This window comes from Serratia sp. ID 25-353, from assembly GCF_054792795.1.
In genome coordinates, this window is sequence record NZ_CM139236.1 from 3,640,109 (window position 1) to 3,662,864 (window position 22,756).

The window sequence follows — 22,756 nt, forward strand, 5'->3', positions numbered from 1 at the left end:
GACAACCTCGCCGCCAGCCGCTACGCTGAAGGGCAACCCTACCCACCATGAGAACAATAACATGCCCGAACAAACCGTCAGCTTTATCAAAGGCCGTCACGGCGACATTGCCGTGCACGACTGGGGAAACGACCAGCCGCGCTATCTGGCGCTGCTGATACACGGCTACGGCGAGCATCTCGGCCGTTACCAATACGTGGCGCGCACGCTGCAGGCGCAGGGCGCGCGGGTGTTCGGCCCCGACCATCTCGGCCACGGCCTGTCGCAGGGCGAACGCGTGCTGATCGAGGATTATGACGCCGTGGTCGACGACGTGCAGCGCGTAGTCAGCCATTTTCGGCAGCAATACCCCACTTTGCCGCTGGTGGTGATCGGCCACTCGATGGGCGGCATGATCGCCACCCGCTACGTGCAGCGCTACGGCGAGGAAGTGCACGCATTGGTGTTGTCCGGCCCGCTGCTCGGCGACAGAACGGCGATCTCCGACCTGGCCGAACTGCCGGCGATCCCCGACGCGCCGCTGGATACCGCCACCCTGGCGCGCGATCCGGCGGTTGGCGCGGCGTATCAGGAAGATCCGTTGGTGTGGCACGGGCCGTTCAAGCGCCCCACCCTGCGCGCCATGCAGCGGATCCTCGCCGCCATCAACGCCGGGCCGGGCTTCGGCGCGCTGCCTACGCTGTGGATCCACGGCGACGACGATCGGCTGGTGCTGATGAGCGAAACGCAAACCGCGCTCGATCGTCTGCGCGGCAACGATTTCGAACGGATGATCAATGCGGGCGGGCGGCACGAGAGCTTTAACGAAACCAATAAGGATCAGATCCTCAAGCGGGTGACCGATTTTATTGCGCGGGCGTTAGGCTAAGGTGCTCCCCCTCGGCATTCAGCATGCTGAGGGGGCATGACGACGTCAGCCTTCGACGATGGCGAGGTAGTGTTTGACGAAGCGATCCGAGGTGATGTCCCAGCGCACCGGGGTGCCCTTCTCGACGAACCAGGAATCGCCGGCCTGATACTGCACCGATTCGCCGGTGCGTTCGTTGGTCAGGGTCGCGCTGCCTTCCCACACCGTGGCGTGCTCGGCAAACGGATACTCCATCACGAAGCTGCCGCGGGTGCAGCTGAACACGCCGCAGTTCAGGTTATCGGTCGGTTCGCCGAAGATGCTGGCCACGCCGACGGTCGGCGTGCCGGCGATCACCGTGGCGCCCAGGTTGCTGACGCTGCCGATCTCCAGCAGTTCCGGCAGCGGTTGTTTAAGCAGTAACGGTTTCATGTCATTCTCCTCTGAGGGTTAACGGCGGCCTTTCCAGTAGCCGGATGTCTGGTGCCAAACCTTACCGGCGGTGGTCATCACCCGCCGCAGCTTGTCCTTGCCGAAGATGTTGACGTGCGGGATCGAGCTCATCAGATCGTAACGATCGGATCCTTCGCTCATGCCCTCCGCCAACACCTTGCACACGATGTGGCTCGGCGTCACGCCGAAGCCGGAGTAGCCCTGCACGTAAAACACGTTGTCGCGATCCGGCAGCGTGCCAATCTGCGGGAACAGGTTGGCGCTGCAGCACAGCGGGCCGCCCCAGGCCAGATCGATCTTCACGTCTTTCAGGTACGGGAACACCTTCAGCATCAGGTTGCGGTTCCAGGCCTTGAGATCCGACGGGAAATATTCGATCAGGCGGGTGGCGCTGCCGAACAGCAGCCGGTTTTCGTTGGTCACCCGGTAATAGTCGATCACCGGGCGGATGTCGCTGTAGGCGCCGCGGATCGGGCTGATCTGGCGGATCAGATCGTCAGACAGCGGCTCGGTGGCCAGCTGGAAGGCGTAGGTATTGATGGTCTTGCGGTAGATCTGCGGCTCCATGCCGTTGAGGAAGCCGTTGCAGGCCCACAGCATCTTGTTGGCGCGCACCGAGCCCATGGCGGTGCGCACCGTGATGCGCGGGCCATACTCCACGTTGAGCACGCTGCTGTTCTCGAATATTTTCACCCCGTAGCCGCTCAGCGCCTTGGCCTCGCCCAGCAGCAGGTTGAGCGAATGCACGTGGCCGCCGCCCATGTGTTTCAGCGCGCAGGTGTAAGCGTCGGAGCCCACCACCTGCTTCACCTCCGCCCCGGTGTAAAGCTCAATCTCCTCCTGCGGCGCTACCGCCCTGAACTCCTTCAGCCAGCCGCGCAGGGTCTTCTCCTGGCGTGCGTTGCTGCCGAGATAGCCGTAGCCGAAGCAGAAGTCGGCGTCGATGTCATATTTCTTGATGCGCTCGCGGATAATGCCGGCGCCGAGGTTGCTGATTTTGAAGATGGTTTCCAGCCCGGCCGGGCCGACGTGGCGCTTGATCTTCTCCAGATCGTGGCCGATGCCGGCCATCACTTGGCCGCCGTTGCGCCCGGTACCGCCGTAGCCCAGATAGCGGCCTTCGAGAATGGCGATGTTGGTGATGCCCTTCTCCGCCAGCTCCAGCGCGGTGTTGATGCCGGAGAAGCCGCCGCCGATGATCACCACGTCAACGTCCAGATCCTCTTCCAGCGTCGGAAAGCGCAGATCGTATTTTTTGGTCGCCGCGTAGTAGGTTAAGGACTCGATTTCGTTGTTCACTGCCGCACTCCCGATTGCCTATGCCATGACATCGGATTATCGGGAGCCGGCAGCCGTGCCGCTATGTCCCCTTAGGGACATTCGCTACAAAAAATTAACATTCACGCGCTGCGGCGCTGCGGGGCGGTCAGCAACAGGCTGAACAGTTCGGCCTGCGAGCCGATGTTCAGCTTGCCGTAGATGTTCTTGCGGTGATTTTTTACCGTGCCGAGGCTGATGAACAGCCGGTCGGCAATCTGCTGCGAACCGCAGCCGGCGAGGATCAAATCGACAATCTCGCGCTCGCGCGGCGTCAGCAGATAACGCGCCTGCGCGCCATCGTCGTTCCCCGTATCGGCCTCGGCCGGCGCCGCCACCACTTCGCCGTGCAGCCGCGCCACGCTTTTCACCAGCGTCAGCGCGCTGCGCAGATCCGCCCGCTGCGGGTAGCGCACTGCCACCGTGCGGCACGCCGAGCCGAAGAACACCCCCAGCCCGCGCTCCGGCGTCAGCTGCAGCAGCACGCCGGCCTCATCGTGCCAGCCGGTCTTGCGATAAAAATTACGGTAATAGTCGCTGTGATAAAACCCGCAGGGCGCCAGCTGGCGCAGCGTGAGCACCTCGCCTTCGCCGCCGTCGTTCAGCGCACGGTAAAACGGATCCTGTAGATAGGCGCCCTGTTGGTAGATCTGGTTAACCGCATCGCTGTTTTCCCGCTCGGTTTTGATCAGGCAGCGCGGCGGCCGGCCGCGTTCGAAGGCATAGACGATAGCGTTGTCGAAGGCGAAAAACCCTTCCAGCCAATTCAACAGGCTGGGATAAAAGCGCGGGCTGGCCACCGCATCGATCACCGCAGACAAGCGTTCAACCTGAATATCCATACCCGCCTCGCCATTATTAATACATTAACAATCTACCGATTTCGGATGGGGTTGGCCGTATGGCGGCCAGTACTGTTAAAAAAAGCATCCGGCGCGCCGAAATGCAAGAACGCGATCGTTTACATGTTAAACAACTCACAAGTTGCCGCAGCGGGGAAAGCGGTGGCTGCTCCGCGCCCGCTGGCTTATGCTGTGGCATCGTGCCCTGCAACGCCGTCAAGGAGACCTCATGTCCGTCAGCCACATCATCGCCAACCGCCAAACCTGGTTCGGCCACGGCAGCATCCAGCAACTGCCGCCGCTGCTGCTGGCCGACCCGCAGCCGACGCTGCTGTTCAGCTGCCGATCTTTTCTCAACGGCCCGGTGTACGCCGGCCTGCGCGAATCGCTGACGCCGCTGCTCATCGGCACCGAGATCGTCAGCCACGAGGCGTCGCCGCAGGAAATAGACGCCTGGGTGGCGCGCTGGCGCGGCCAGGCGCGGCGCGTGGTGGCCATCGGCGGCGGCAGCGTGCTGGATGCCGCCAAGGCGTTCTCCGCGCTGGTGGAGCATCCGCTGCCGACGCTGCGCTATATGGAAAAGGTGGGCGACAGCAAAATCAGCGGCGCCACCCTGCCGCTGATCGCCATTCCCACCACCGCCGGCACCGGCAGCGAGGTGACGCAGAACGCGGTGATCACCGACACCCAGGTCAGCAAAGTGAAAGCCTCGCTGCGCCACAATAACTTCGTGCCGCACACCGCCATTCTCGATCCGCAGCTGCTGGCCGGCGCGCCGGACAAGGTGCTGGCCTACTGCGCCATCGACGCCTTTACCCACCTGTTCGAGGCCTATCTGTCGAAAACCGCCGGCGCCATGACGCGCGACATGTCGCTGAGCGGCATCCGCCATTTCCTTGCAGCCTGGCCGGCGCTCAACCGCAGCGACGCGGCGCGCGAAGCGATTATGCAAGCTTCGTACCTCGGGGGGCTGACGCTGAGCGCCGCCGGGCTGGGGGTGATCCACGGCATCGCCGGCGAGATCGGCGCGCTGCGCGACTACCACCACGGCCAGGTCTGCGGCCGGCTGCTGCTGCCGTTCCTCGCCCTGCTGGAAAGCAGCGAACAGCCGCAGCAACGCGCGCTGATGGCCGAGCTGGCCGCGCGCCTGTACCCGCACTGGCAGGGCAGCCCGGAGAGCTACCTGACCGATTTCATCACCCGCCACGCCATCGCGCCGTTCTGGCAGGACGATTTGCCGATTTCCGGCCAGGAACTGGCGGTGGCGCGGGAGAAATCCAACAGCAAGAATTCCTGGATCGACTATGCGCCGGCGCAGCGGCAACGGATGATCGAAGAGGCGTTTCGCGTCGAATGATTATTTCTACCCTAAATAGTTGGAGCTGCATCCCGGCGGCAAGAGGTGGCTCGCCAGGAGCTTACTCAAGTCAATGACTGGCGTACGCACTCGCAGCCAACACAGATGCAGTTTCAAGTATGACGGGTATAATCAGATCAACGCACTAGCAGGAGTAAGGAAATGGGCATCATCGGCTGGATCTTCGCCGGCATCGCGGTCGGCATCCTGGTCGGCGCGCTGATCAGAATCTTCGGCAAGAAGAAAGAGCAGTAAGCGTCACGCTGTTCCGTGGGCCGCCAGCAGGCACTCATGGAACAGCTTCACCACCCGCTGCGGCACCGGCGAGCGGCGCAGCACGCTGGAGTATTCGCAGTGATAGCGGAACAGCGCCGGTTTGATCGCCCGCATCAGGTTCTGCGCCACGAAAAACGCCGCGTAGTGATCCGGCAAAAAGCCGACGTATTTGCCGGACAGGATCAGCGTGGCGATCGACTCCTGCGCGAACCCCGTCGCCTTGCGATGCAAATGTTGCTGCAGGCTCAGTTCCATATTCGGCGAATGGTAGCCTAATCCGGCGAAGGCATAATTGTGCAGCAGATCCCAATTTAACGTTTCATGGGGGGCGGAAAATAATTCATGCTGCGCGCCGCAATATAAGAACATCCTCTCACTGAATAACGAATGATAAGATAAACTTTCCGCGCTGCGATGCATGGGAATAACGCCAACCTGAAATTGTCCGTCAATGACGCCGCGTTCAATGGTATTAATCGGCTCCACGTACATTTGCAAAGAAACCTCCGGCGCACGCTCGCTGAATAACGCGATGGCCCGGCCGATCTGCGCCTGCGGATTGCTGACCGTGTGGTCGAAGATCGCCACGTGCAGTTGCCCGCCCATGCGCTGGTGCACCTCGTCAACCCCGCGCCGGAACGCCTCGGTGGCCGCCAGCAGGTTGACCGTTTCCTGGTAGATCAGCAGCCCCTCGTCGGTGACCGCAAAGCCCTCACGCCCGCGCTGGCACAGCGTCAGGCCCAGCCGCTGCTCCAGATCCTTGATGTGCTTGCTGATGGTCGACAGGCTGATGTTCAGCTCCAGTTCGGCGGCGCTCATGCCGCCGCAGTCGACCACGGCCTTGAATACCCGCAGCAAACGCAGATCCATATCCGACAATTGCCCTAACAGCGCGCGCTTTTTTACTTGCATAAAACCTTAAGTAAGTTTCGACATATGATTATTCACAGTAGAGAACAAGCGGTACATAGTCAATTTCGCACAACAATTCGTTAACAACTCGGTTTATTTCATTAATCGCTCTTATTTTCCTGTTCGGAGGAAAACATGGCCGCTGAAAATCACCCGCTAAATAGTCTCGATGCCGAAGGGTTAGAGGCCCATTGGATGCCTTTTACCGGTAACCGTAATTTTAAAGCGCAGCCGCGCATCATTACTCAAGCCGCGGGGGCGTATTACACCAGCCATGACGGCAGAAAGATTTTCGACGGCCTGTCCGGATTATGGTGTTGCGGATTGGGGCACGGCCGGCAGGAAATCACCGACGCCGCCCAGCGCCAGCTGGCGACGCTGGATTACTCGCCGGCGTTTCAATTCGGCCACCCGCTGTCGTTTGAACTGGCCAACAAGATCAAGACACTGACGCCGGCAGGGTTGGATTACGTGTTCTTCACCGGCTCCGGATCGGAAGCGGCGGACACCTCGCTGAAAATGGCGCGCGCTTACTGGCGCGCCAAAGGCCAGGCGGCCAAAACCTGCTTTATCGGCCGGGAAAAGGGCTATCACGGCGTTAACTTCGGCGGTATCTCGGTCGGCGGCATCGCCGGCAACCGCAAGACGTTCGGCGCAGGCGCCGAGGCGGACCACCTGCCGCACACCCTGCTGGCCGGCAACGCCTTTTCGCGCGGCATGCCGCAACAGGGGGCAGAGCTGGCGGAAGAGCTCAACCGCATCATCGCGCTGCGCGACGCCTCAACGATCGCTGCGGTGATCGTCGAACCCTTCTCCGGCTCCGCCGGGGTGGTCGTGCCGCCGGTCGGCTACCTGCAGCGCCTGCGCGAGATCTGTACCCAGCATGACATCCTGCTGATCTTCGACGAAGTGATCACCGCCTTCGGCCGCTGCGGCGCGATGACCGGCGCCGAGGCGTTCGGCGTCACACCGGACATCATGAACATCGCCAAACAGGTGACCAACGGCGCGCAGCCGATGGGCGCGGTGGTGGTGCGGCCGGAGATCTACCACACCTTCATGAACGGCGGCGAGCCGGACTACCAGCTCGAATTCCCGCACGGCTACACCTACTCCGCCCACCCGGTCAGCTGCGCGGTCGCGCTGGCGACGCTGGACATCCTGCAGCGCGAACAGATGGTGGAGCGCGTACAGGCGCTGGCGCCCTACTTCGAGCGCGCGGTGCACAGCCTGCAGGGAGCCAAACACGTCGCCGACATTCGCAACATCGGCCTGGCGGCCGGCATTACGCTGGCGGCACGGCCCGGCGAACCGGCGCGGCGCCCCTTCGAGGCGGCGATGCGCTGCTGGGAAAGCGGGTTTTACGTGCGCTACGGCGGCGACACCCTGCAGCTGGCGCCGCCGTTCATCAGCAGCGAAGCGCAGATCGATGCGCTGATCAACGCCGTGGGCGACGCCCTCAACGCCACCGAATAAGGAGAGAACCATGACCATTACCCATTGGATCAACGGCGAGCCCGCCGCCGGCGGCGAACGCAGCCAGCCGGTTTACGACCCGGCCACCGGCCAATCGGCGCAGGAGGTGCAGCTGGCCGACCGCGCCACGGTGGAGCGCGCCATTGCCGCCGCCGAACAGGCCTATCCCGCCTGGCGCGACACCCCGCCGCTGAAGCGCGCGCGCATCATGATGAAGCTCAAGGATCTGCTGGAGCAGCACGCCGACGCCATCTGCCAACTGATCACCGCCGAGCACGGCAAGGTGCTCAGCGACGCCCTGGGCGAACTGCAGCGCGGCATCGAGAATATCGAATATGCCGGCTATGTGCCGGAGCTGCTGAAGGGCGAACACAGCAAAGAGGCCGGCCCGGGCATCGACAGCTGGAGCGAGTTTCAACCGCTGGGGGTGGTGGCGGGCATCACGCCGTTCAACTTCCCGGCGATGGTGCCGCTGTGGATGTGGCCGATGGCGGTGGCGTGCGGCAACACCTTCGTGCTGAAGCCTTCCGAGCGCGTGCCTTCCGCCGCGCTGTATATCGCACGGCTGGCGGCGGAAGCCGGGCTGCCGCCGGGGGTGCTCAACGTGGTCAACGGCGATCGCGAAGCGGTGGAGACGCTGCTGCATGACGGGCGCGTCAAAGCGATAAGCTTCGTCGGTTCGACGCCGGTGGCGGAACACATCTATCACACCGGCTGCGCGCAGAACAAACGGGTGCAGGCGTTGGGCGGCGCCAAGAACCACGCGGTGGTGCTGCCGGACGCCGATATCCCCGGCGCGGTCGGCGCGCTGATGGGCGCCGCCTTCGGCTCCTGCGGCCAGCGTTGCATGGCCATCCCGCTGGTGGTGGCGGTGGGCGACGGCACCGCTGAAGCGCTGATCGCCGGGCTACGGAAACAGATGGCCGCCATGCGCGTCGGCCCCGGCAGCGACAACCGCAACGACATGGGGCCGCTGGTGACCCAACAGCATTATCAGAAGGTCAAAGGCTATATCGATCAGGGCGTGACCGAAGGCGCCGAGCTGCTGGTGGACGGCCGCGAACTGAGCGTGATCGGCGCCGACGGCCGCCCCAGCCAGGGGTATTTCCTCGGCCCGACGCTGTTCGATCGCGTGACGCCCGGCATGCGCATCTATCAGGAGGAGATCTTCGGCCCGGTGCTCGGCGTGGTGCGCGCGGCGTCGCTGCCGGAGGCGATGGCCTTGATCGACGCCCACGAATACGGCAACGGCACCTGCCTGTTCACCCGCGACGGCGAAGCGGCGCGCTACTTCTCCAGCCGCATTCAGGTCGGCATGGTGGGGATCAACGTGGCGCTGCCAGTGCCGGTGGCCTACCACTCGTTCGGCGGCTGGAAACGCTCGCTGTTCGGCGATCTGCATGCCTACGGCCCGGACGCGGTCAGGTTCTACACCAAACGCAAGACCGTGACCCAGCGCTGGCCGGCCTCCGGCGATGCCCGGCGCGCCAGCTTCAGCTTCCCGTCGGGACAGGGGTAATCCCAGCATAACGAAAAGTCCCTTCCGGGGAAGTTCGCTTCCCCGGTATTTCCACGCGCTCCATTTCATCTTTACGCAGGACAACAGAGTCGCCCTTCTGGCGACAACAACAATTCACCCAAGCGTTAATGGAGTAGTTCCCAATGAAAGAGTCCGCCCCTGAACACACCTTCAAAGGCAATCTCAGCGTCCTCGACGTGGTGATGATCACCGCGTCCGGCGTGACGCCGGCCAGCTCCATCTTCGTCATCGCGCCGCTGGCGATCGCCAGCGCCGGCAGCGGCGCCTTTCTGTCGTTTCTGATCGCCGCCTGCGTCGCCGCCGCCATCGCGCTGTGCTATGCCGAGCTCGGCGCCGCACACCCCAGCGCCGGCGGTGAGTACAGCATCATCAAGCGCCTGTTCGGCACCCTGTGCGGGTTGCAGACCTACCTGTTTATCCTCAGTGCCTCGCTGTTCGTGCCGGCGGTGCTGGCGACCGGCGCGGTGCCCTACCTGAACACCGCGCTGGGCACCCAGTTCGACGCCTCGACCGCCGGCATGCTCACCGTGCTGGTCGGCGGCATCTGCGCCATTTTCAACATCAAGGCCAACGCCCTGCTGACCGGCGCCTTTCTGGTGGTGGAAGTGGCGGTGCTGGCGCTGATCGCCTGGCTCGGCTTCAGCCACCCGCATCAGAGCACGGAGATCCTCACCGCGCCGGTGATGCTGGACGCGCAAGGTAGCCTGGCGCCGGTATCGCTGCCGCTGATCGTCGCCATGGTCGGGGTCGCGCTGTTCTCCTACAACGGCTACGGCGCGGCGGTGTACATGGCGGAAGACATGCGCGAACAGGGCAGGCCGATGGCGGTCGCGATCATGCTGACGCTGGTCATCGTGGTGCTGGTGGAACTGGTGCCGTTCACCGCCCTGCTGCTCGGCTCGCCGTCGCTGACGGAGATGGCCAAACAGGCCGATCCGGTCGGCTATGTGGTCACCGAGCTCGGCGGCCCGACGCTGGCGCGGGTGGTAAGCGGCGCGATTTATCTGTCGGTGTTCAACGCCATCATCGCCATCGTGGCGCAGTTTAGCCGCATGATGTTTGCCAGCGGGCGCGACGGTTTCTGGCTGCCGACGTTTAACCGGGCGCTGAAAATCATCCACCCGCGCTTCGGCACCCCCTGGATCGCTACCCTGCTGTTCGGCGTGCCCTCGGCGCTGCTGGCGTTTTGCTCCGATCTCGAATCGCTGACCTCGTTCACCGTGATCCTGCTGCTGCTGGTGTACATCATCATGGCGGTGGCGGCGCTGATCAGCCGCCGTCGCCGCCACTTCCACCACCCGTACCTGATGCCGCTGTGGCCGCTGCCGGTGGTGGTGGCGCTGCTGTGCTGCCTGTACGTGCTGTGGACGATTTTGATCGCCAGCAGCCTGAAAGACTTTATTATCATTGCCGGCATCATCGGCTTCGGGCTGGCGCTGAACCATCTGCGCGGCCGCCAGGCGGCGCCCCTCGCCGCCCCCTCAATAGAAGGAGAATAACCATGACGCAGCGCGCTCAGGATCTGGGCATTATCATCGGACAGGGCACGCCCGGCCCGCTGAACGCCATCACCGACGTGCCCGGCGTGCGCGTCGGCCATGCCAGCATTCATGCCGATTTAGCGGACGGGCGCAGCGTGCGCACCGGCGTGACGCTGATCGAACCGCGCCCCGGCTCCGCCCGCCACGCCCCCTGCTTTGCCGGCGTGCACGTGCTGAATGGCAACGGCGACGCCACCGGCCTGGAATGGGTGCGCGAAGCGGGCCTGCTGACCAGCCCAATCGCCTTCACCAATACCCACAGCGTGGGCGTGGTGCGCGATGCGCTGATCGCGCTGGAGCGTGAAACGCTGCCCGCGGGCGACCACGCGGTGTACTGGAATATGCCGGTAGTGATGGAAACCTTCGACGGCCTGCTCAACGACATCAACGGCTTTCACGTCAAGGCCGAGCACGTGCGCCAGGCGCAACAGGCGGCCCAGGGCGGCTTGCCGCAGGAAGGCGCGGTCGGCGGCGGCAGCGGCATGATCTGCCATGAATTCAAAGGCGGCAGCGGCACCGCATCGCGCCGTTTGCCCGCCGATCAGGGCGGCTGGACGGTGGGCGCCATCGTGCAGGCCAACCACGGCAAGCGCGAGTCGCTGCTGGTCGGCGGTTACCCGGTAGGCCGGCATCTGGGGCATCTCCCCTCGCCGTTCACGCCGCAGTTGCCGCATCCGGGCATGGGCTCCATCGTGGTGGCCCTGGCGACCGATGCACCGCTGCTGCCGCACCAGTGTGCGCGGCTGGCGCAGCGCGCCAGCATCGGCATCGCCCGCACCGGCGGCGGCACCGAGGACTCGAGCGGCGACATTTTCATCGCCTTCGCCACCGGCAACGACGGCCTGCCGCCCGCCGACTACGCCAATAAAGGCGCCTTCACCACGCCGCTGCGCATGGTGAACAACGACTACATTTCGGCGCTGTTCGCCGCGGCGGCGGAAGCGGTGGAGGAAGCGATCGTCAATGCGCTGCTGGCGGCCAATACCGTCAGCGGCAACGGCCACCGGGCGGAAGGGTTAAGCGCCGAACAGCTGGTGAGGGCGCTGGAGAAAACCGGCTGGCGGCGGTAAAAAAATCAGGGCGCGGGGGTTAACCGCGCCCTGCTTATCAGGATTCGCCGCCCGGCTTGGGCGTCGGGTAGTCGTAATCCAGCCGCAACGGTTCGGCGTAGACGCTGTTCCACAGCTGTTGGTACAGCTGGTCCAACCGCCCGCTCATCGCCGCGCTGCGCATCACCAGCTCCAGATTGCGCGAGTTGTCCAGATAGCCGCCGGTCCAGTTGCTGGTGCCCACCCAGGCAATTTCATCGTCGATGGTCATCAGCTTGCTGTGGATCACCCGGGCAAACGGAATGAAGCCACTGCTGGCCGGTGGAATGGTCACCACTTTGATCTGCACGTTCGGCACCAGCGCCAGGCTCTTCAGCCAGGCGATATCCGGCTTTTTGGTGTTCCAGTTGGCCACCATCAGTTCGATCTGCACCCCGCGCGCCGCCGCGCTGCGCAGCGCGTTGTCGATCACCGCGTAGAAGGGGCGACTGCGTTCCGGGCCGAACGACAGCGGCGCGTAGTCCATCACCTGCACCCGCACTCGCCGTTTGGCGTCGGCCAGCAGACGCGGCAACTCGGCCTGCGAGTCAATCACCCCCGCCGGATTGTAGGCGCGCGGGCTGGCCACCAGATAGTTGCCCTGCGGCTGCGCCGTCGTCGGCGAATCGGGCAGCGCCGGCACCGGCTTATCCTGCGCCAGCAGCGCCTGCGCCTGCCAATCCTGCTCGAAGATCGCCTGGATCTGCCCCACCACCTTGGCGTCGCTGATGCGCAGCCCGGTTTCGTGAATGTGCTCCAACGCGCGCCAGTCGAAGTTCTGGCTGCCGACGAACGCCTGCTCGCCGTCCACCAGCAGATATTTGGCATGCAGAATGCCGCCGCTCAGCTTCTGATAAGGAATGATGCGCAGCTCCAGATTGGGGATCGCCTTCAGCTGTTCCAGCGTCTCGGCGGTAGAAATGCGAAGGCCCTTCTCTTCCACCAAAAAGCGAATTTTCACCCCGCGTTCGCCGGCCGCCTTCAGGTGCTGCAGCACGCCGTCCAGCAGCGAACCGTCCTGATTCGCCACGTAGAACTGCCCCAGATCGATGCGGGTTTTCGCCGCGTCGAACATCTCGCGCCACACCTCGGCGGTGTTGCGCAGGTCGTCGGCCTGCAGCGCGGTTTCCACCGGCGCGGTGTACACCAACTCATAGCCGGGAATAGCAAAACGCGCCGCGGCGCTCTGGCTCAACATCAATAAACAACCGCCCCACAATGCCGTATAAAGGCGGCCGAGCGGCCGCCGTACTGGATGGCCATTAGGCATAGCGCGGCGCCCCGCTGTCAACCCATTGTTCACCGCTGCCGCTCTCCGGGCGGCTGGCCGGTTGGCCGGCGCGGATCAACAGCACCTTCAGCAGTTCGTTGATGCGCTCCATGCGGCTCTGCAGGAAGTTGTTGGCCACCAGGCACAGCAGCGCGATGGCGATGCCGAGGCCAGTGGCGTACAGCGCGGTGCCCATCCCGGCCGACACCAGGCTCGGCTCGGACACCCCCGAGGCGGCCAGCGCCTTGAAGGTTTCGATGATCCCCATCACGGTGCCGAGCAGCCCCAGCAGCGGCGCGGCGGTGACCACGGTTTCCAGCAGCCACAGGCCGCGCGCCATCGGCGGCTTGCTCAGCAGGTACTGGGCGTCGATCAGATCGCCGATCGCCTCACGGTCGCCGGCGTGGTGTTTCTGCGCCAGCACCGGCGCGATCACCGCCATCGGCAGGCTGTTGCGCTGGGTCAGCTCGTCCGGCAGATCGGCGGTGCGGCGCACGTCCGGCGTCAGCGCCTGCTCCAGCTTGCGCGCCTGGCGTTGGGTGTAGGCGAAGTACAGCGTGCGTTCGATGATGATCACCAGCGCAATCGCCAGCGCGGCGTACATCACGTAGAAAATAATGTCGTGCAACAGATTGGCGTCCATACAGGGTTCCTCTTCCCCGCCGCCCGGCAGGCGACGGGGTATTCAGTTAAAAGGTGGCTTCCAACGAGACGCTGAAGGTGCGTTCTTCGCCGACGTTGTAATACGGCGTGCTGGCCTTCACGCCGCCGTAAGGCGCCGCGTTGAAGGTGGTGGTGCGCGCCGAGGTCAGGTATTCCTTGTCAAACAGGTTGCTGATGCCAAAACGCAGCGCGGCGCTCTTGACGATTTTCTTGTCCACCGGCAGATGCACGCCCGCCGCCAGATCGAACACCGTCCGGCCGCCGATCTTCTCGTCGTTAGTCAGATCGCCGTAGAACGAACTGACGTACTTGCCGCTGACGCTGCCGTAATACCGCCCGTCGTCATAACCCAGCGTCATGTTCAGCAGGTTTTTCGGCACGTTCGGCACCTCTTTGCCGGAGGTCGGCAGTGGCAACCCGTTGCTGACGATGTCGCTCTTCTGCTTCGATTCGGTGTAGGTATAAGAGGTGTAGTAGTTGAAGTTATGCGGCAACTGGCCGCTCCACTCCAGCTCCAGCCCTTTGTTCTCCACGTTGCCGATGTTCATCATCTCGTAGTCGCCCGACGAGTTGGTGGTGGAGATTTGGCGATCGCTGTAACGCATGTAGAACAGCGTGGCGCTCAGCAGCATGTCTTCCTGCTGGAAACGCCAGCCCAATTCATGGTTCCAACTCAGTTCCGGCTTGGTGCTGAGCGAGTCTCCGGCGTTGTACAGCACGTAGTTCGGCGGCGTGCGCATGTTGCGCGTCAGGTTGTAGAACACCTGATTTTCCTGATTCACCTTATAACTGGCGCTGAAGTTCGGCAGGAACTCATGGTAAGTGGCGTTTTTGCTGTCCGGCCGCTCGGTCAGGCTGCCGTACCGCTGTCCCTTGCGCTCAACGTATTGATAGGCTAACCCACCGACGAAGGTCCAGTCCGGCGTGGCGAACCAGGTATCCTGCAGCCACACCTTCTGCGCCGGGGTGATGGTGTACTGATTGCGCCCCTGCACCGTATTGCCGTTGGCGTCCTTCACCTGATCGGAACCGCCCGGTTTACCCGAGATTTGCGCCGGATTGCCATCATCTTTGATGCTGATGAACGGTTGGGTCTGCAGCTGGCGCGCGCGCTCGTACCAGTAACCGATGTCCAGGCTGTGCTGATCGTTGATGTCCCACTTCAGCTTGGTAGTGATACCCGGCCGCCAGGTTTGGGTCCACGACGGGCGGTAATAGGTATTGGACTGCAGATTGCTGAGGTCATACTGCCCGGCCTTGCTGGAGGTGCTGGACAGCACCGACGCCGTCTGGCCGTTGAAGCTGCCGCCGTTGCCCCAGTAGTAATACGGTTGCAGAGTCAGCGACAGGTTGTCGCGCAGCTGCAGCTTCTGGCTGAACGACAGAGTGAAGGTTTCGAACGGGTTGCGCTCGATCTTGTAGTACTTGTTCAACTGCCCTTTGCTGTTGTACTCCGGCGTGGTGGCGTAGTCGGTATCACGGCCATCGTTTAGGAACTGCGCCTTGCTCAGGGTATTGTAGTTGGTGTTGTTCTGGCGGTTGTACTTCATGATCAGGTTGCTGCTGTTGCCGTTGCCGTCTTCGTACAGCGAGTTCATTTCGAACTTGTCGGAGTACAGGCGCCCTTCACCGCGCCATTTCTTCGCCTCGGTGTGCGAATAAGATATCCAGTTGCTGAAGCCGTTGTACTCGCCGGTCTCCAGGCGGGCAAAGGTTTTGCTCAGGTTATTGCTGCCCAGCGTCTGCTTGAGGAAACCGCCGAAGTCTTTCGCCGGGCGGCGCGTCACCAGGCCAATGTTGCCGCCGCTGGAACCGATGTGCGGGCCATCCGCTTCGGAGGAGCCCTGGGTGACGAACACCTCCCCCAGGTTTTCCGCATCGCCCAGCAGGTTCGGGTACACCGCGTAGTTGCCGGAGTCGTTGATCGGAATGCCGTCCATCGACAGGCCGATCTGATCCGAGTTCATGCCGCGCATGGTGTAGTCCACGCCGCTCAGGCCACTGGCGTCGTTGCTGTTGACGTTCAGGCCCGGCGTGTATTTCAGCTTATCGATGGCGTTGCCCGCCGCCGGCATTTTTTCCATCGCCTCTTTGGTGACGGTGGAGCGCGCCTTGGCGCTGTCATCCTGCACCATCATGCCGCCGCCGAGCGACTGCCCCTTGACGCTGATGGTGCCGACATCGGTGGCGTCGGCCGCCAGCGCGGCGCCCGGCAGCATCGCCGACATCACCGCCAGATAGATCCCAGAACGATTAAACGATTTCATTGTGTGCATCCCATAAAAATCAAACGATTAACCCTTGCGCTAAGGCGCCTGATAATTGAACGTTGCGGTAAATCTTTTGGTTGTTTGCCCGGCGAATGCCTCGCTCGGGAACGGCTTTACTGAACTGATGCTTTGCAGGCTGCTCATCGCCGCGCGGTTCAGCAACATGCTGGCGGCTTTGTTGGCGATGCCGGAAGAGAGCACCCGCCCGCTGCGATCGACCTCCAGCCACACTTCGACGTTGCCCTGCGGGCGCTCGAGCGAAGCCTGGCGCCCGCTGGGGTAGCGCTTGCGCTGTTCCAGCTCGCGGCGCAAGGCCAGCAGATAGCCGTTTTCAATCGCCTGTGCGTTCACCTTCGGCGCAGCCGGGGCGGCCGGTGCGGGCTGCGCCGAAGGTTTGCTGACCAGCGCACGCGGGGCGGCAGGCGCCGGCGTCGGTTTAGGCTTCTCTACCGGTTTGGCTTTCTCTTTCACCGGTTTGGGTTTGGGTTTCGGCTGCGGTTTCGGCACCGGCTTGGCTTCTACGATCGGCTCCGGCGCCGGCACCACCGGTTCGGGGAGTGGCTCCGGCTCGGGCGGCGGCGGTTCGGGCAGGGGTTCCGGCGGCGTTTCCGGTTGGGGTTCAGGCGCCGGTTCAGGCTCCACCAGCGCCAGTTCGATGGCGGTTTCGTCGTAGCGCGGTTGGATCTTCAGCGCCGCCTGCTGGCTGGCGAACAGCAGGCAACCGGCGACAATCAGCGCCGGCAGCCAGCTGAAAAGATGACGTGAGCGATAGAGCAGATACATGTCACAGCTTCCGTGTCGCGATGGAGACGGAAAAGAAACCGCCCTGGCGCAGGTTGTCCATGACCGCCACCAGCCGCTCAACCGCCACGCCCTTGTCGCTGTTGACGATGATGGTGGTGGTCTGGTTAGCCTGCTGCTGTTGCTTCAGCGTGTTGACCAACGCGCCGAGCGCGATCGGTTGGCCATCCAGCTGCAGCTGTTCGTCGGCCCCCAGCGTGATGATCGCTTTCTTCTGCGGTTTCAGCTGCTGCGCGCTGCCGGCAGACGGCAGCTGCGTTTTCAGCCCGAGCGCCGGAATGACGTTCAGGCTAATCAAGACGAAAAACACCAATAAAAACATCATCACGTCGATCATCGGGATCAGCTCGATGTGCGCTTTATTCTTTTTCGGTTCGTTCCAGTTACGCATGACACTCCCTCCCAAAAGCGAAGCAGCCAATATAGGAGGGGTTTGTTTACCTTTTGTTACGCTTGTGTGATCTTATTTTCACAGTGTGGATTTTTTGCGAGAATTTTTTCAATGGCAGGCGATAACGGAGAAGATATAACTTATTAATTAGCGATAGTTTTTATTGGAATAATTGCGATGCGGGCATTTCAGAGAATCAAAGCCAGAGGGGATAATGTGATAATAGTGACAGCCCAAACGGTCACTACAACAAGACCTCAAGCCCGTGCTTGCGTACGATCGAAAGCAGCTTAAGCGACACGCCCCCCGGCCGCTTCACCCCCGTTTCCCATTTCTGTACGGTCGACACGCTGGTATTCAGATAACGGGCAAAAACCGGTTGGCTTAAACGTAACTGCTCGCGCAACGCTTTGATCTCCTGGGGCTGCAACATCTCGACCGGAGCAAGGCAAGACTCGTCGAAACTACGTAGGGTTTCCAGAGAAATGGCGCCAGTACGATGCAATCCTTCAGCCGCGCTGTGAATCGCCTCAAAGGCCGGACTCCGAAACGTTTTTTCCTTCTTCATGGCAAATCTCCATCCATTCGTTTTTCACGACCAAGGATTGGAGCATTTCGTCGCTCAACGCGCCAAAATGCACCGCCAACTTGCGAAAAGCTTGCAATTCCGCCCCAGAGATATTGGCCTGGACCTGCTTGGCAAACAAAAAAACATACACCCAATGCCGACCGTTTTTCGCTAATACCAACGCGCGGTCCCGATTGTGATTAAGACGTTTTTTAAATACACCACCGCCTAAATCCACAGCCAAACCCCGTTGTACATCGTGTACCGCCCGACATAATGCCTTATCGGTAATGCCGTGCGCCTGAGCCTTCTTGCTAAACCAGCGAGTTTTAAATGTACGCATTGCGATGAGTTTCCCGTAAAAACATAGCACTTAGTGAAACGCTTTTCCAGAGTATTCCTTCCCGTCAGCATCACCTCAAACGTCGATGATGACCACCATGAGAAACCCGATTTGCATGATGGCGCGCATCATGATTTCTTGCTGTGCAACGTTGAGGGCATCATTGCGCACGCACACGCAACAGCATGTTTTACGGGCATAAAAAAAGACGCCCGTAGGCGTCTTCTTGGCATTTTCACTGAGGCCGGAGGCAATCAGTTCACTTTCACCGGCATACCGGAACGGGCTTTGATCGCCGCGTCCACTTCGCTCTGGTTGACGCCGGCGTCCATCAGCACTTTGCCGACCGGCGCGGAAATGGTCAGCGGCACCGGATCTTTCGATTGCAGCTGCTCTTCGTTGGCCGACAGCGGGTTGTGCACTTCCACGTAGCGCGAGCCGTCCGGTTCGACGGTGGCTTTCATCGGTTCGTTGATGAACTGCACGCGGGTGCCGACCGGCACGTTATCGAACAGGTACTTGATGTCGTCGGCGCGCAGACGCACGCAGCCGTGGCTCACGCGCAGGCCGATGCCGAAGTTGGCGTTGGTGCCGTGGATGGCGTACAGGCGGCCGACATACAGCGCATACAGCCCCATCGGGTTGTCCGGGCCGGCCGGGAACACCGCAGGCAGGATTTCACCGTCGGCCGCGTATTCGGCGCGCATCTTGGCGGTCGGCGTCCAGGTCGGGCCGTCTTTCTTGCGCTGCACGGTGGTGGTCCAGTTCAGCGGGGTGTCTTTACCCAGCTGGCCGATGCCGATCGGCAGCACCACCACGGTGTTGGACCCTTTCGGGTAGTAGTACAGACGCATCTCGGCGCTGTTGATGATGATGCCTTCACGCGGCGCGTCCGGCAGGATCAACTGCTGCGGAATGGTCAGGGTGCTGCCGGCCTTTGGCAGGAACGGATCCACGCCCGGGTTGGCCTCCAGCATGTTGCTCAGCCCCATCTGATACTGGGCGGCAAAGCTTTCCAGCGGCAGTTTGCTGTCTTCCGGTACGGTGATTTGGATATTCTCGCCCACCAAACGGCTGTCTTTTGGCGGCAGCGGGTAGACGACGGCGAAGGCAGCCTGGCTGAATGCAACCAGTGCCGTAAACAGGGTTAATAACGCGCGAATGCTCATTTTCATCTTCGTGTTGGTCAAGGCCACTGGCGATTAGGGATATCGGTTTCTACGGCCACCTTGCCCCGATGAATTTCAGCCGGCAGCCAACGGCGCTGCGGCCTGAAAAGCCAGGGGGATTTGACCGGATGCGCATTATATGTGCACATCAATCAAAGTGTGAACCATTACCGATGTAATATCGCAATTTTTTGTAACCTGACGCACCACGATGGCGATTTTTTGCGAGAACCGCCGCCTAACTGGCGGCGGCCAACGCTTCCACCCGCCGGATAGGGATCAGATACTCGCAGCGGATCGCCGCGCCGCCAAGCGGGCAGCTGCCCTCCTGCGCCGGGTAGAAACGCTCGATATCCTGCCCCGGCCGGCGGACGGCGTTCATCTGCGGCATCGCGGTGTCATACAGCCGCGCGATAAAGTTTTGTAACCCTTCCGCCTGCCCTTGATAGGTGAAACGGGCATACTCCCCCTGTTCGATAGTCACCCGCTCCCCCATCGCCCCTTCGTCCGGCAGAGCGGCGGTATAGGCCATGCGCGGGTTACCCCGGCGTTGCCTGTCAACCTCCAGACTGGTGAGGCCGTATACCACCTCCGGCAGCACCTGCGGCTGCAGCAGTTGCCGCCAGGCGTGGCGGCGCAGCTCGCACTTGGAAGCCGCCAGCTGCCCCAGCGTAAAGCTGCGGCGCTGGGTGTTGCCCACCAGCTGCATGGCGGGCAGCGTCACGATATCGGCCTGCGGCAACGGCGTTTCGGTCAGCCGCAGCGGCGGCTGCAGACCGTAGCTCGACCAATCCTGGCTGCGGCGATAGCTGGCCGGCGGCAGACCGAACTGCTTGCGGAAGCAACGGGTGAAGGTCTGCTGCGAATCGAACTGGTAAGTATCGGCGATGCAGGCCACGCTGGTGCCGGTCAGGCGCAGTTCGCGCGCGGCGGCGGTCAGCCTTCTGCGACGGGCGTAAGTGCCGAGAATATGGCCGGTATGCTGCTTGAACATTCGCTGCAAATGCCACTTGGAGTAGCCGGACTTGGCGGCAATGTCGTCCAGCGTCAGCGGCTGATCCAGGCTCTGCTCGATCCAGGCCAGCAGCTGTTCAATCACCTGTTGCTGGTGCATGGTATTCCCCTTATTTTAACAATAACGTCTGCGCCAATACCCGCCCTGCGGCTTCATCGGCGGCCACCAGCACCGGATAGCCCCAGAACTTGGCGCCGTATTCGGCGAATTCTTCCGCCGCCGCGCGTTTGGCGTCGTCCGGTTCCAGCATGATCATGCCTTTCACCCACAGCTTCAGCGCCTCGCGGTTATCGCGCTTCCACAGCGCGACCTGGGTGCGGGCATCGCGGTCATGTTCTTGTTCTTCATCGCCGACGCTGCGGTCGGTCATCAGGACAAAGGGTTCGGCGCGCGCCAGCAGCGCGCTGAATTCGGCCAGCTCGGCCTGGGTATCGCGCCCGTTTTGGCGCATCCATACCAGCGGAAAATCGGCGGTATCCAATGACATAATCAGTTTCCTCACGAAATGGTTTAGGACTGGCGCTTACTTTATCGGCACCGGCGCTAGACCACATTGCGCAATCAGGACATAATACTTTTCAATTCCGCCAAATTGAGAATTGTTCTCATGAAAGTACAGATCCCCCGTCACTGTCTGGATATCGATCAGGTGCCGCGTCCGCTGTTTGCCCTGCAAGGTTCGACCCTTGAGCAGGATTGGGAAGTCGAGCCGCACCGCCACCAGAAGGCGCAGCTGATCTATACGGTACGCGGCATGATCCGCTGCGAAGTGGAAAACGGGCTGTGGCTGGTGCCGCCGCAGTGCGCGCTGTGGATGCCGGGCAACGTGTTGCACAACGCCCAAGGCGCCGGCTCCACCGAAGCCTACTGCCTGTTCGTCGATCAACATGCCGCCGCCGGTCTGCCGCAAAACTGCTGCACGCTGTCGGTCTCGCCGCTGCTGCGCGAGCTGCTGCTGCAGGCCAGCACCTTCGAGCCGCTCTACAACGAACAGGGCGCCGAGGGGCGCCTGACGGCGGTACTGCTGGACCAGCTGGCGGCCGCGCCGATCGAGAATCTGCACCTGCCGGTGTCCGACGACGCGCGCATTCGGCAGTTGACCGAAGGCATGCTGAGCAGCCCGGCGGACAAATCCACCCTCGGGCAGTGGGCGCAGCGCATCGGTATGAGCGAGCGCTCCCTCAGCCGCACCTTGCAACAGCAGATGGGCATGAGCTTCGGCCACTGGCGGCGCCAGCTGCACGTGATGCTGGCGCTGCAGCGCTTGACGCAGGGCGAGAGCGTACAGACGGTGGCGCTGGATCTGGGCTACGAGAGCGCCAGCGGCTTCGTCACCATGTTCAGAAAGGCGGTGGGCAAACCGCCGGCGCGCTACCTGGCGGAGCGCAACGCCTCTGGAGAAACCCTGGGCGGCGCAATCACCATGTGAAAAAGCCGGCGCAGGCGCCGGGCTTGAAGCAGGTAAAAATCAGAAGTCGTAGAACACCGTAATCCAGGTGGAGTCCGGCTCGTTGTCGCTGCTGTTGGCCAGCGTGCGCTCCACATACACCGACAGACCGTAACCGATGGTGGTGCCCGCGCCGAGGTAAACGTGGTTGGCGTGATACGCCTCGTCACCCTTCAGCCGCAGCGAGTCCGCCGCCACGTAAGGCTGGATCGATTTGAGGAACGGCTTGTCGATATTGAAGGTGTAACCGACAAAGCCTTCCAGCCCGTAGCCGTCACCGGCGAAGAAGTGCGACAGCGTGCGCTGGCGGGTGCTCGGCACATAGTCTTTGTAATAGCTGGCGGTGCCGACGATGTACCAGTTGTTCGGCTGCCAGGTTAACGCGGTGCCGGACAGCTGCTGGTGATAATCCTTTTCGCTGTACAGATTGTCTTTGATCTTCGCGTCGGTATAACTGTAGGCCGCGCTGAAGGTAAAATCTTTCGTCACCTTGTAATCGAAGCCCAACCCGCCCCCGCCCTTGCGGCGATAAATCAGGTTATCCGCGGTGTGCAGATCGTCTTCCGGCAATAAATAGTTGGCGTACAGCGTTACCGGCCCGAAATCATTGGTGTACTTGATGCTGTTTTTCGGTTTATTGCCGCCGTCGTAGTCGCCGGAAATACCGATGCCGGTGCCGCCCGCATGGCCATCGTTATCCCAGACGTCGCTTTTGATGCCGACCACCGAATAATAGATGCCGTATTGATGGCCGTAGGTCAGGGTGCCGTAACGATCGTCTTTGAAACCGGCGTACAGCTGGCGCTGATAGTCGCGCTTGCCGTCTTCGTTATAGTGCCCGTCCCAGCTGAGCGCGTGCGCCAGATCGACGCCCCACTCGTAATAGCCGATGATCGAGGTGTCCTGCGTCAGCGCATAGTCGCCGCTGAAGCGAAAACGCGTGCCGCCGTCGTGGCCGTTTTTGTCATAGCCCGGCTCAGGGCCGTTATTGAAGATCCACTCGGGGCGAATGCTGCCGCCCACTTTTACACTGAGCGGCGCCAGCAACACATTGCTCTGCGGGTTTTTATCCAGAATGGTGATCTCGGCCTGTGCGCCGGCGGATAACGCCGACAGCAAGACGCCGCCAATGAATATTGGCGTTGTATTTTTTCTCATTATTACCCCTGC

At 62.0% G+C, this 22,756-nt stretch carries 22 protein-coding genes; 7 read left to right on the forward strand and 15 right to left on the reverse strand.

All coding sequences use genetic code 11. From position 1 onward, the window contains the following. Nucleotides 1-61: 61 nt before the first annotated feature. Nucleotides 62-868: an alpha/beta hydrolase gene (locus tag ACYF6X_RS17595; RefSeq protein WP_107226707.1), complete on the forward strand. Its 807-nt coding sequence runs from the start codon at nucleotides 62-64 to the stop codon at nucleotides 866-868. Nucleotides 869-913: 45 nt separating this feature from the next. On the opposite strand, the gene ACYF6X_RS17600 is transcribed toward ACYF6X_RS17595, so the two are convergent. From ACYF6X_RS17600 to ACYF6X_RS17610, 3 genes are all read right to left on the reverse strand, one after another. After that, complete coding sequence (locus ACYF6X_RS17600) at nucleotides 914-1,279, reverse strand: cupin domain-containing protein (RefSeq protein WP_019454941.1); 366 nt, start codon at nucleotides 1,277-1,279, stop codon at nucleotides 914-916. Between the two features lie 18 nt (nucleotides 1,280-1,297). Further along, on the reverse strand, nucleotides 1,298-2,599 hold the full coding sequence (locus ACYF6X_RS17605) for an NAD(P)/FAD-dependent oxidoreductase (protein WP_043148190.1): 1,302 nt from the start codon (nucleotides 2,597-2,599) through the stop codon (nucleotides 1,298-1,300). Between the two features lie 101 nt (nucleotides 2,600-2,700). Then, nucleotides 2,701-3,459 (reverse strand): helix-turn-helix transcriptional regulator, encoded by a 759-nt coding sequence (locus tag ACYF6X_RS17610; RefSeq protein ID WP_038878388.1) that lies wholly within the window; start codon nucleotides 3,457-3,459, stop codon nucleotides 2,701-2,703. 229 nt (nucleotides 3,460-3,688) lie between these two features. Between ACYF6X_RS17610 and ACYF6X_RS17615 the strand changes: the two genes are divergently transcribed. Continuing rightward, nucleotides 3,689-4,816, forward strand: a complete 1,128-nt coding sequence (locus tag ACYF6X_RS17615; RefSeq protein WP_107226706.1) for an iron-containing alcohol dehydrogenase — start codon at nucleotides 3,689-3,691, stop codon at nucleotides 4,814-4,816. Between the two features lie 258 nt (nucleotides 4,817-5,074). Here ACYF6X_RS17615 and ACYF6X_RS17620 read toward each other — a convergent pair whose 3' ends face one another. Next, nucleotides 5,075-6,004 (reverse strand): LysR family transcriptional regulator, encoded by a 930-nt coding sequence (locus ACYF6X_RS17620; RefSeq protein WP_107226705.1) that lies wholly within the window; start codon nucleotides 6,002-6,004, stop codon nucleotides 5,075-5,077. A gap of 135 nt (nucleotides 6,005-6,139) precedes the next feature. On the opposite strand from ACYF6X_RS17620, the gene aptA reads away from it, so the two are divergent. The 4 genes from aptA to ACYF6X_RS17640 all read left to right on the forward strand — a co-directional run bounded on the left by aptA (nucleotide 6,140) and on the right by ACYF6X_RS17640 (nucleotide 11,631). Next, nucleotides 6,140-7,480, forward strand: a complete 1,341-nt coding sequence (gene aptA / locus ACYF6X_RS17625; protein WP_130018704.1) for an omega-aminotransferase AptA — start codon at nucleotides 6,140-6,142, stop codon at nucleotides 7,478-7,480. 10 nt (nucleotides 7,481-7,490) lie between these two features. Then, nucleotides 7,491-8,999 (forward strand): CoA-acylating methylmalonate-semialdehyde dehydrogenase, encoded by a 1,509-nt coding sequence (locus ACYF6X_RS17630; protein ID WP_130018705.1) that lies wholly within the window; start codon nucleotides 7,491-7,493, stop codon nucleotides 8,997-8,999. Between the two features lie 143 nt (nucleotides 9,000-9,142). Beyond that, entirely contained in the window at nucleotides 9,143-10,519 is a 1,377-nt protein-coding gene (locus ACYF6X_RS17635) for an APC family permease (RefSeq protein ID WP_063991514.1), read from the forward strand. Nucleotides 10,520-10,521: 2 nt separating this feature from the next. Continuing rightward, nucleotides 10,522-11,631, forward strand: a complete 1,110-nt coding sequence (locus tag ACYF6X_RS17640; RefSeq protein ID WP_130018706.1) for a DmpA family aminopeptidase — start codon at nucleotides 10,522-10,524, stop codon at nucleotides 11,629-11,631. A gap of 37 nt (nucleotides 11,632-11,668) precedes the next feature. Here ACYF6X_RS17640 and ACYF6X_RS17645 read toward each other — a convergent pair whose 3' ends face one another. From ACYF6X_RS17645 to ACYF6X_RS17690, 10 genes are all read right to left on the reverse strand, one after another. Continuing rightward, the gene (locus ACYF6X_RS17645; RefSeq protein WP_130018707.1) at nucleotides 11,669-12,919 is read right to left on the reverse strand and encodes a phospholipase D-like domain-containing protein; all 1,251 of its coding nucleotides are present in this window, start codon (nucleotides 12,917-12,919) and stop codon (nucleotides 11,669-11,671) included. Then, nucleotides 12,912-13,562, reverse strand: a complete 651-nt coding sequence (locus tag ACYF6X_RS17650; protein ID WP_107226700.1) for a MotA/TolQ/ExbB proton channel family protein — start codon at nucleotides 13,560-13,562, stop codon at nucleotides 12,912-12,914. The genes ACYF6X_RS17645 and ACYF6X_RS17650 overlap by 8 nt, the downstream gene beginning before the upstream one ends. 46 nt (nucleotides 13,563-13,608) lie before the next feature. Then, nucleotides 13,609-15,849, reverse strand: coding sequence for a TonB-dependent receptor family protein (locus ACYF6X_RS17655; protein WP_406880056.1), 2,241 nt, complete (start codon nucleotides 15,847-15,849; stop codon nucleotides 13,609-13,611). Nucleotides 15,850-15,888: 39 nt separating this feature from the next. Next, the gene (locus ACYF6X_RS17660) at nucleotides 15,889-16,635 is read right to left on the reverse strand and encodes an energy transducer TonB family protein (protein ID WP_130018708.1); all 747 of its coding nucleotides are present in this window, start codon (nucleotides 16,633-16,635) and stop codon (nucleotides 15,889-15,891) included. Nucleotide 16,636: 1 nt separating this feature from the next. After that, on the reverse strand, nucleotides 16,637-17,044 hold the full coding sequence (locus tag ACYF6X_RS17665; protein ID WP_033636945.1) for an ExbD/TolR family protein: 408 nt from the start codon (nucleotides 17,042-17,044) through the stop codon (nucleotides 16,637-16,639). A gap of 244 nt (nucleotides 17,045-17,288) precedes the next feature. Beyond that, nucleotides 17,289-17,612 (reverse strand): helix-turn-helix domain-containing protein, encoded by a 324-nt coding sequence (locus ACYF6X_RS17670; RefSeq protein ID WP_063991520.1) that lies wholly within the window; start codon nucleotides 17,610-17,612, stop codon nucleotides 17,289-17,291. Next, nucleotides 17,575-17,955, reverse strand: coding sequence for a type II toxin-antitoxin system RelE/ParE family toxin (locus ACYF6X_RS17675; RefSeq protein WP_033641319.1), 381 nt, complete (start codon nucleotides 17,953-17,955; stop codon nucleotides 17,575-17,577). The genes ACYF6X_RS17670 and ACYF6X_RS17675 overlap by 38 nt, the downstream gene beginning before the upstream one ends. Nucleotides 17,956-18,209: 254 nt before the next feature. After that, nucleotides 18,210-19,130, reverse strand: a complete 921-nt coding sequence (locus tag ACYF6X_RS17680) for a L,D-transpeptidase family protein (protein ID WP_063991649.1) — start codon at nucleotides 19,128-19,130, stop codon at nucleotides 18,210-18,212. A gap of 232 nt (nucleotides 19,131-19,362) precedes the next feature. Beyond that, on the reverse strand, nucleotides 19,363-20,238 hold the full coding sequence (locus tag ACYF6X_RS17685; RefSeq protein WP_130018709.1) for a helix-turn-helix domain-containing protein: 876 nt from the start codon (nucleotides 20,236-20,238) through the stop codon (nucleotides 19,363-19,365). Between the two features lie 10 nt (nucleotides 20,239-20,248). Continuing rightward, nucleotides 20,249-20,626 (reverse strand): hypothetical protein, encoded by a 378-nt coding sequence (locus tag ACYF6X_RS17690; protein ID WP_049202336.1) that lies wholly within the window; start codon nucleotides 20,624-20,626, stop codon nucleotides 20,249-20,251. A 120-nt stretch (nucleotides 20,627-20,746) separates the two neighbouring features. On the opposite strand from ACYF6X_RS17690, the gene ACYF6X_RS17695 reads away from it, so the two are divergent. Continuing rightward, a complete protein-coding gene (locus tag ACYF6X_RS17695; protein WP_130018710.1) occupies nucleotides 20,747-21,568 on the forward strand; it encodes an AraC family transcriptional regulator in 822 nt (273 codons plus the stop codon). A 39-nt stretch (nucleotides 21,569-21,607) separates the two neighbouring features. On the opposite strand, the gene ACYF6X_RS17700 is transcribed toward ACYF6X_RS17695, so the two are convergent. Beyond that, complete coding sequence (locus ACYF6X_RS17700; RefSeq protein ID WP_060440835.1) at nucleotides 21,608-22,744, reverse strand: porin; 1,137 nt, start codon at nucleotides 22,742-22,744, stop codon at nucleotides 21,608-21,610. Nucleotides 22,745-22,756: the final 12 nt, after the last annotated feature.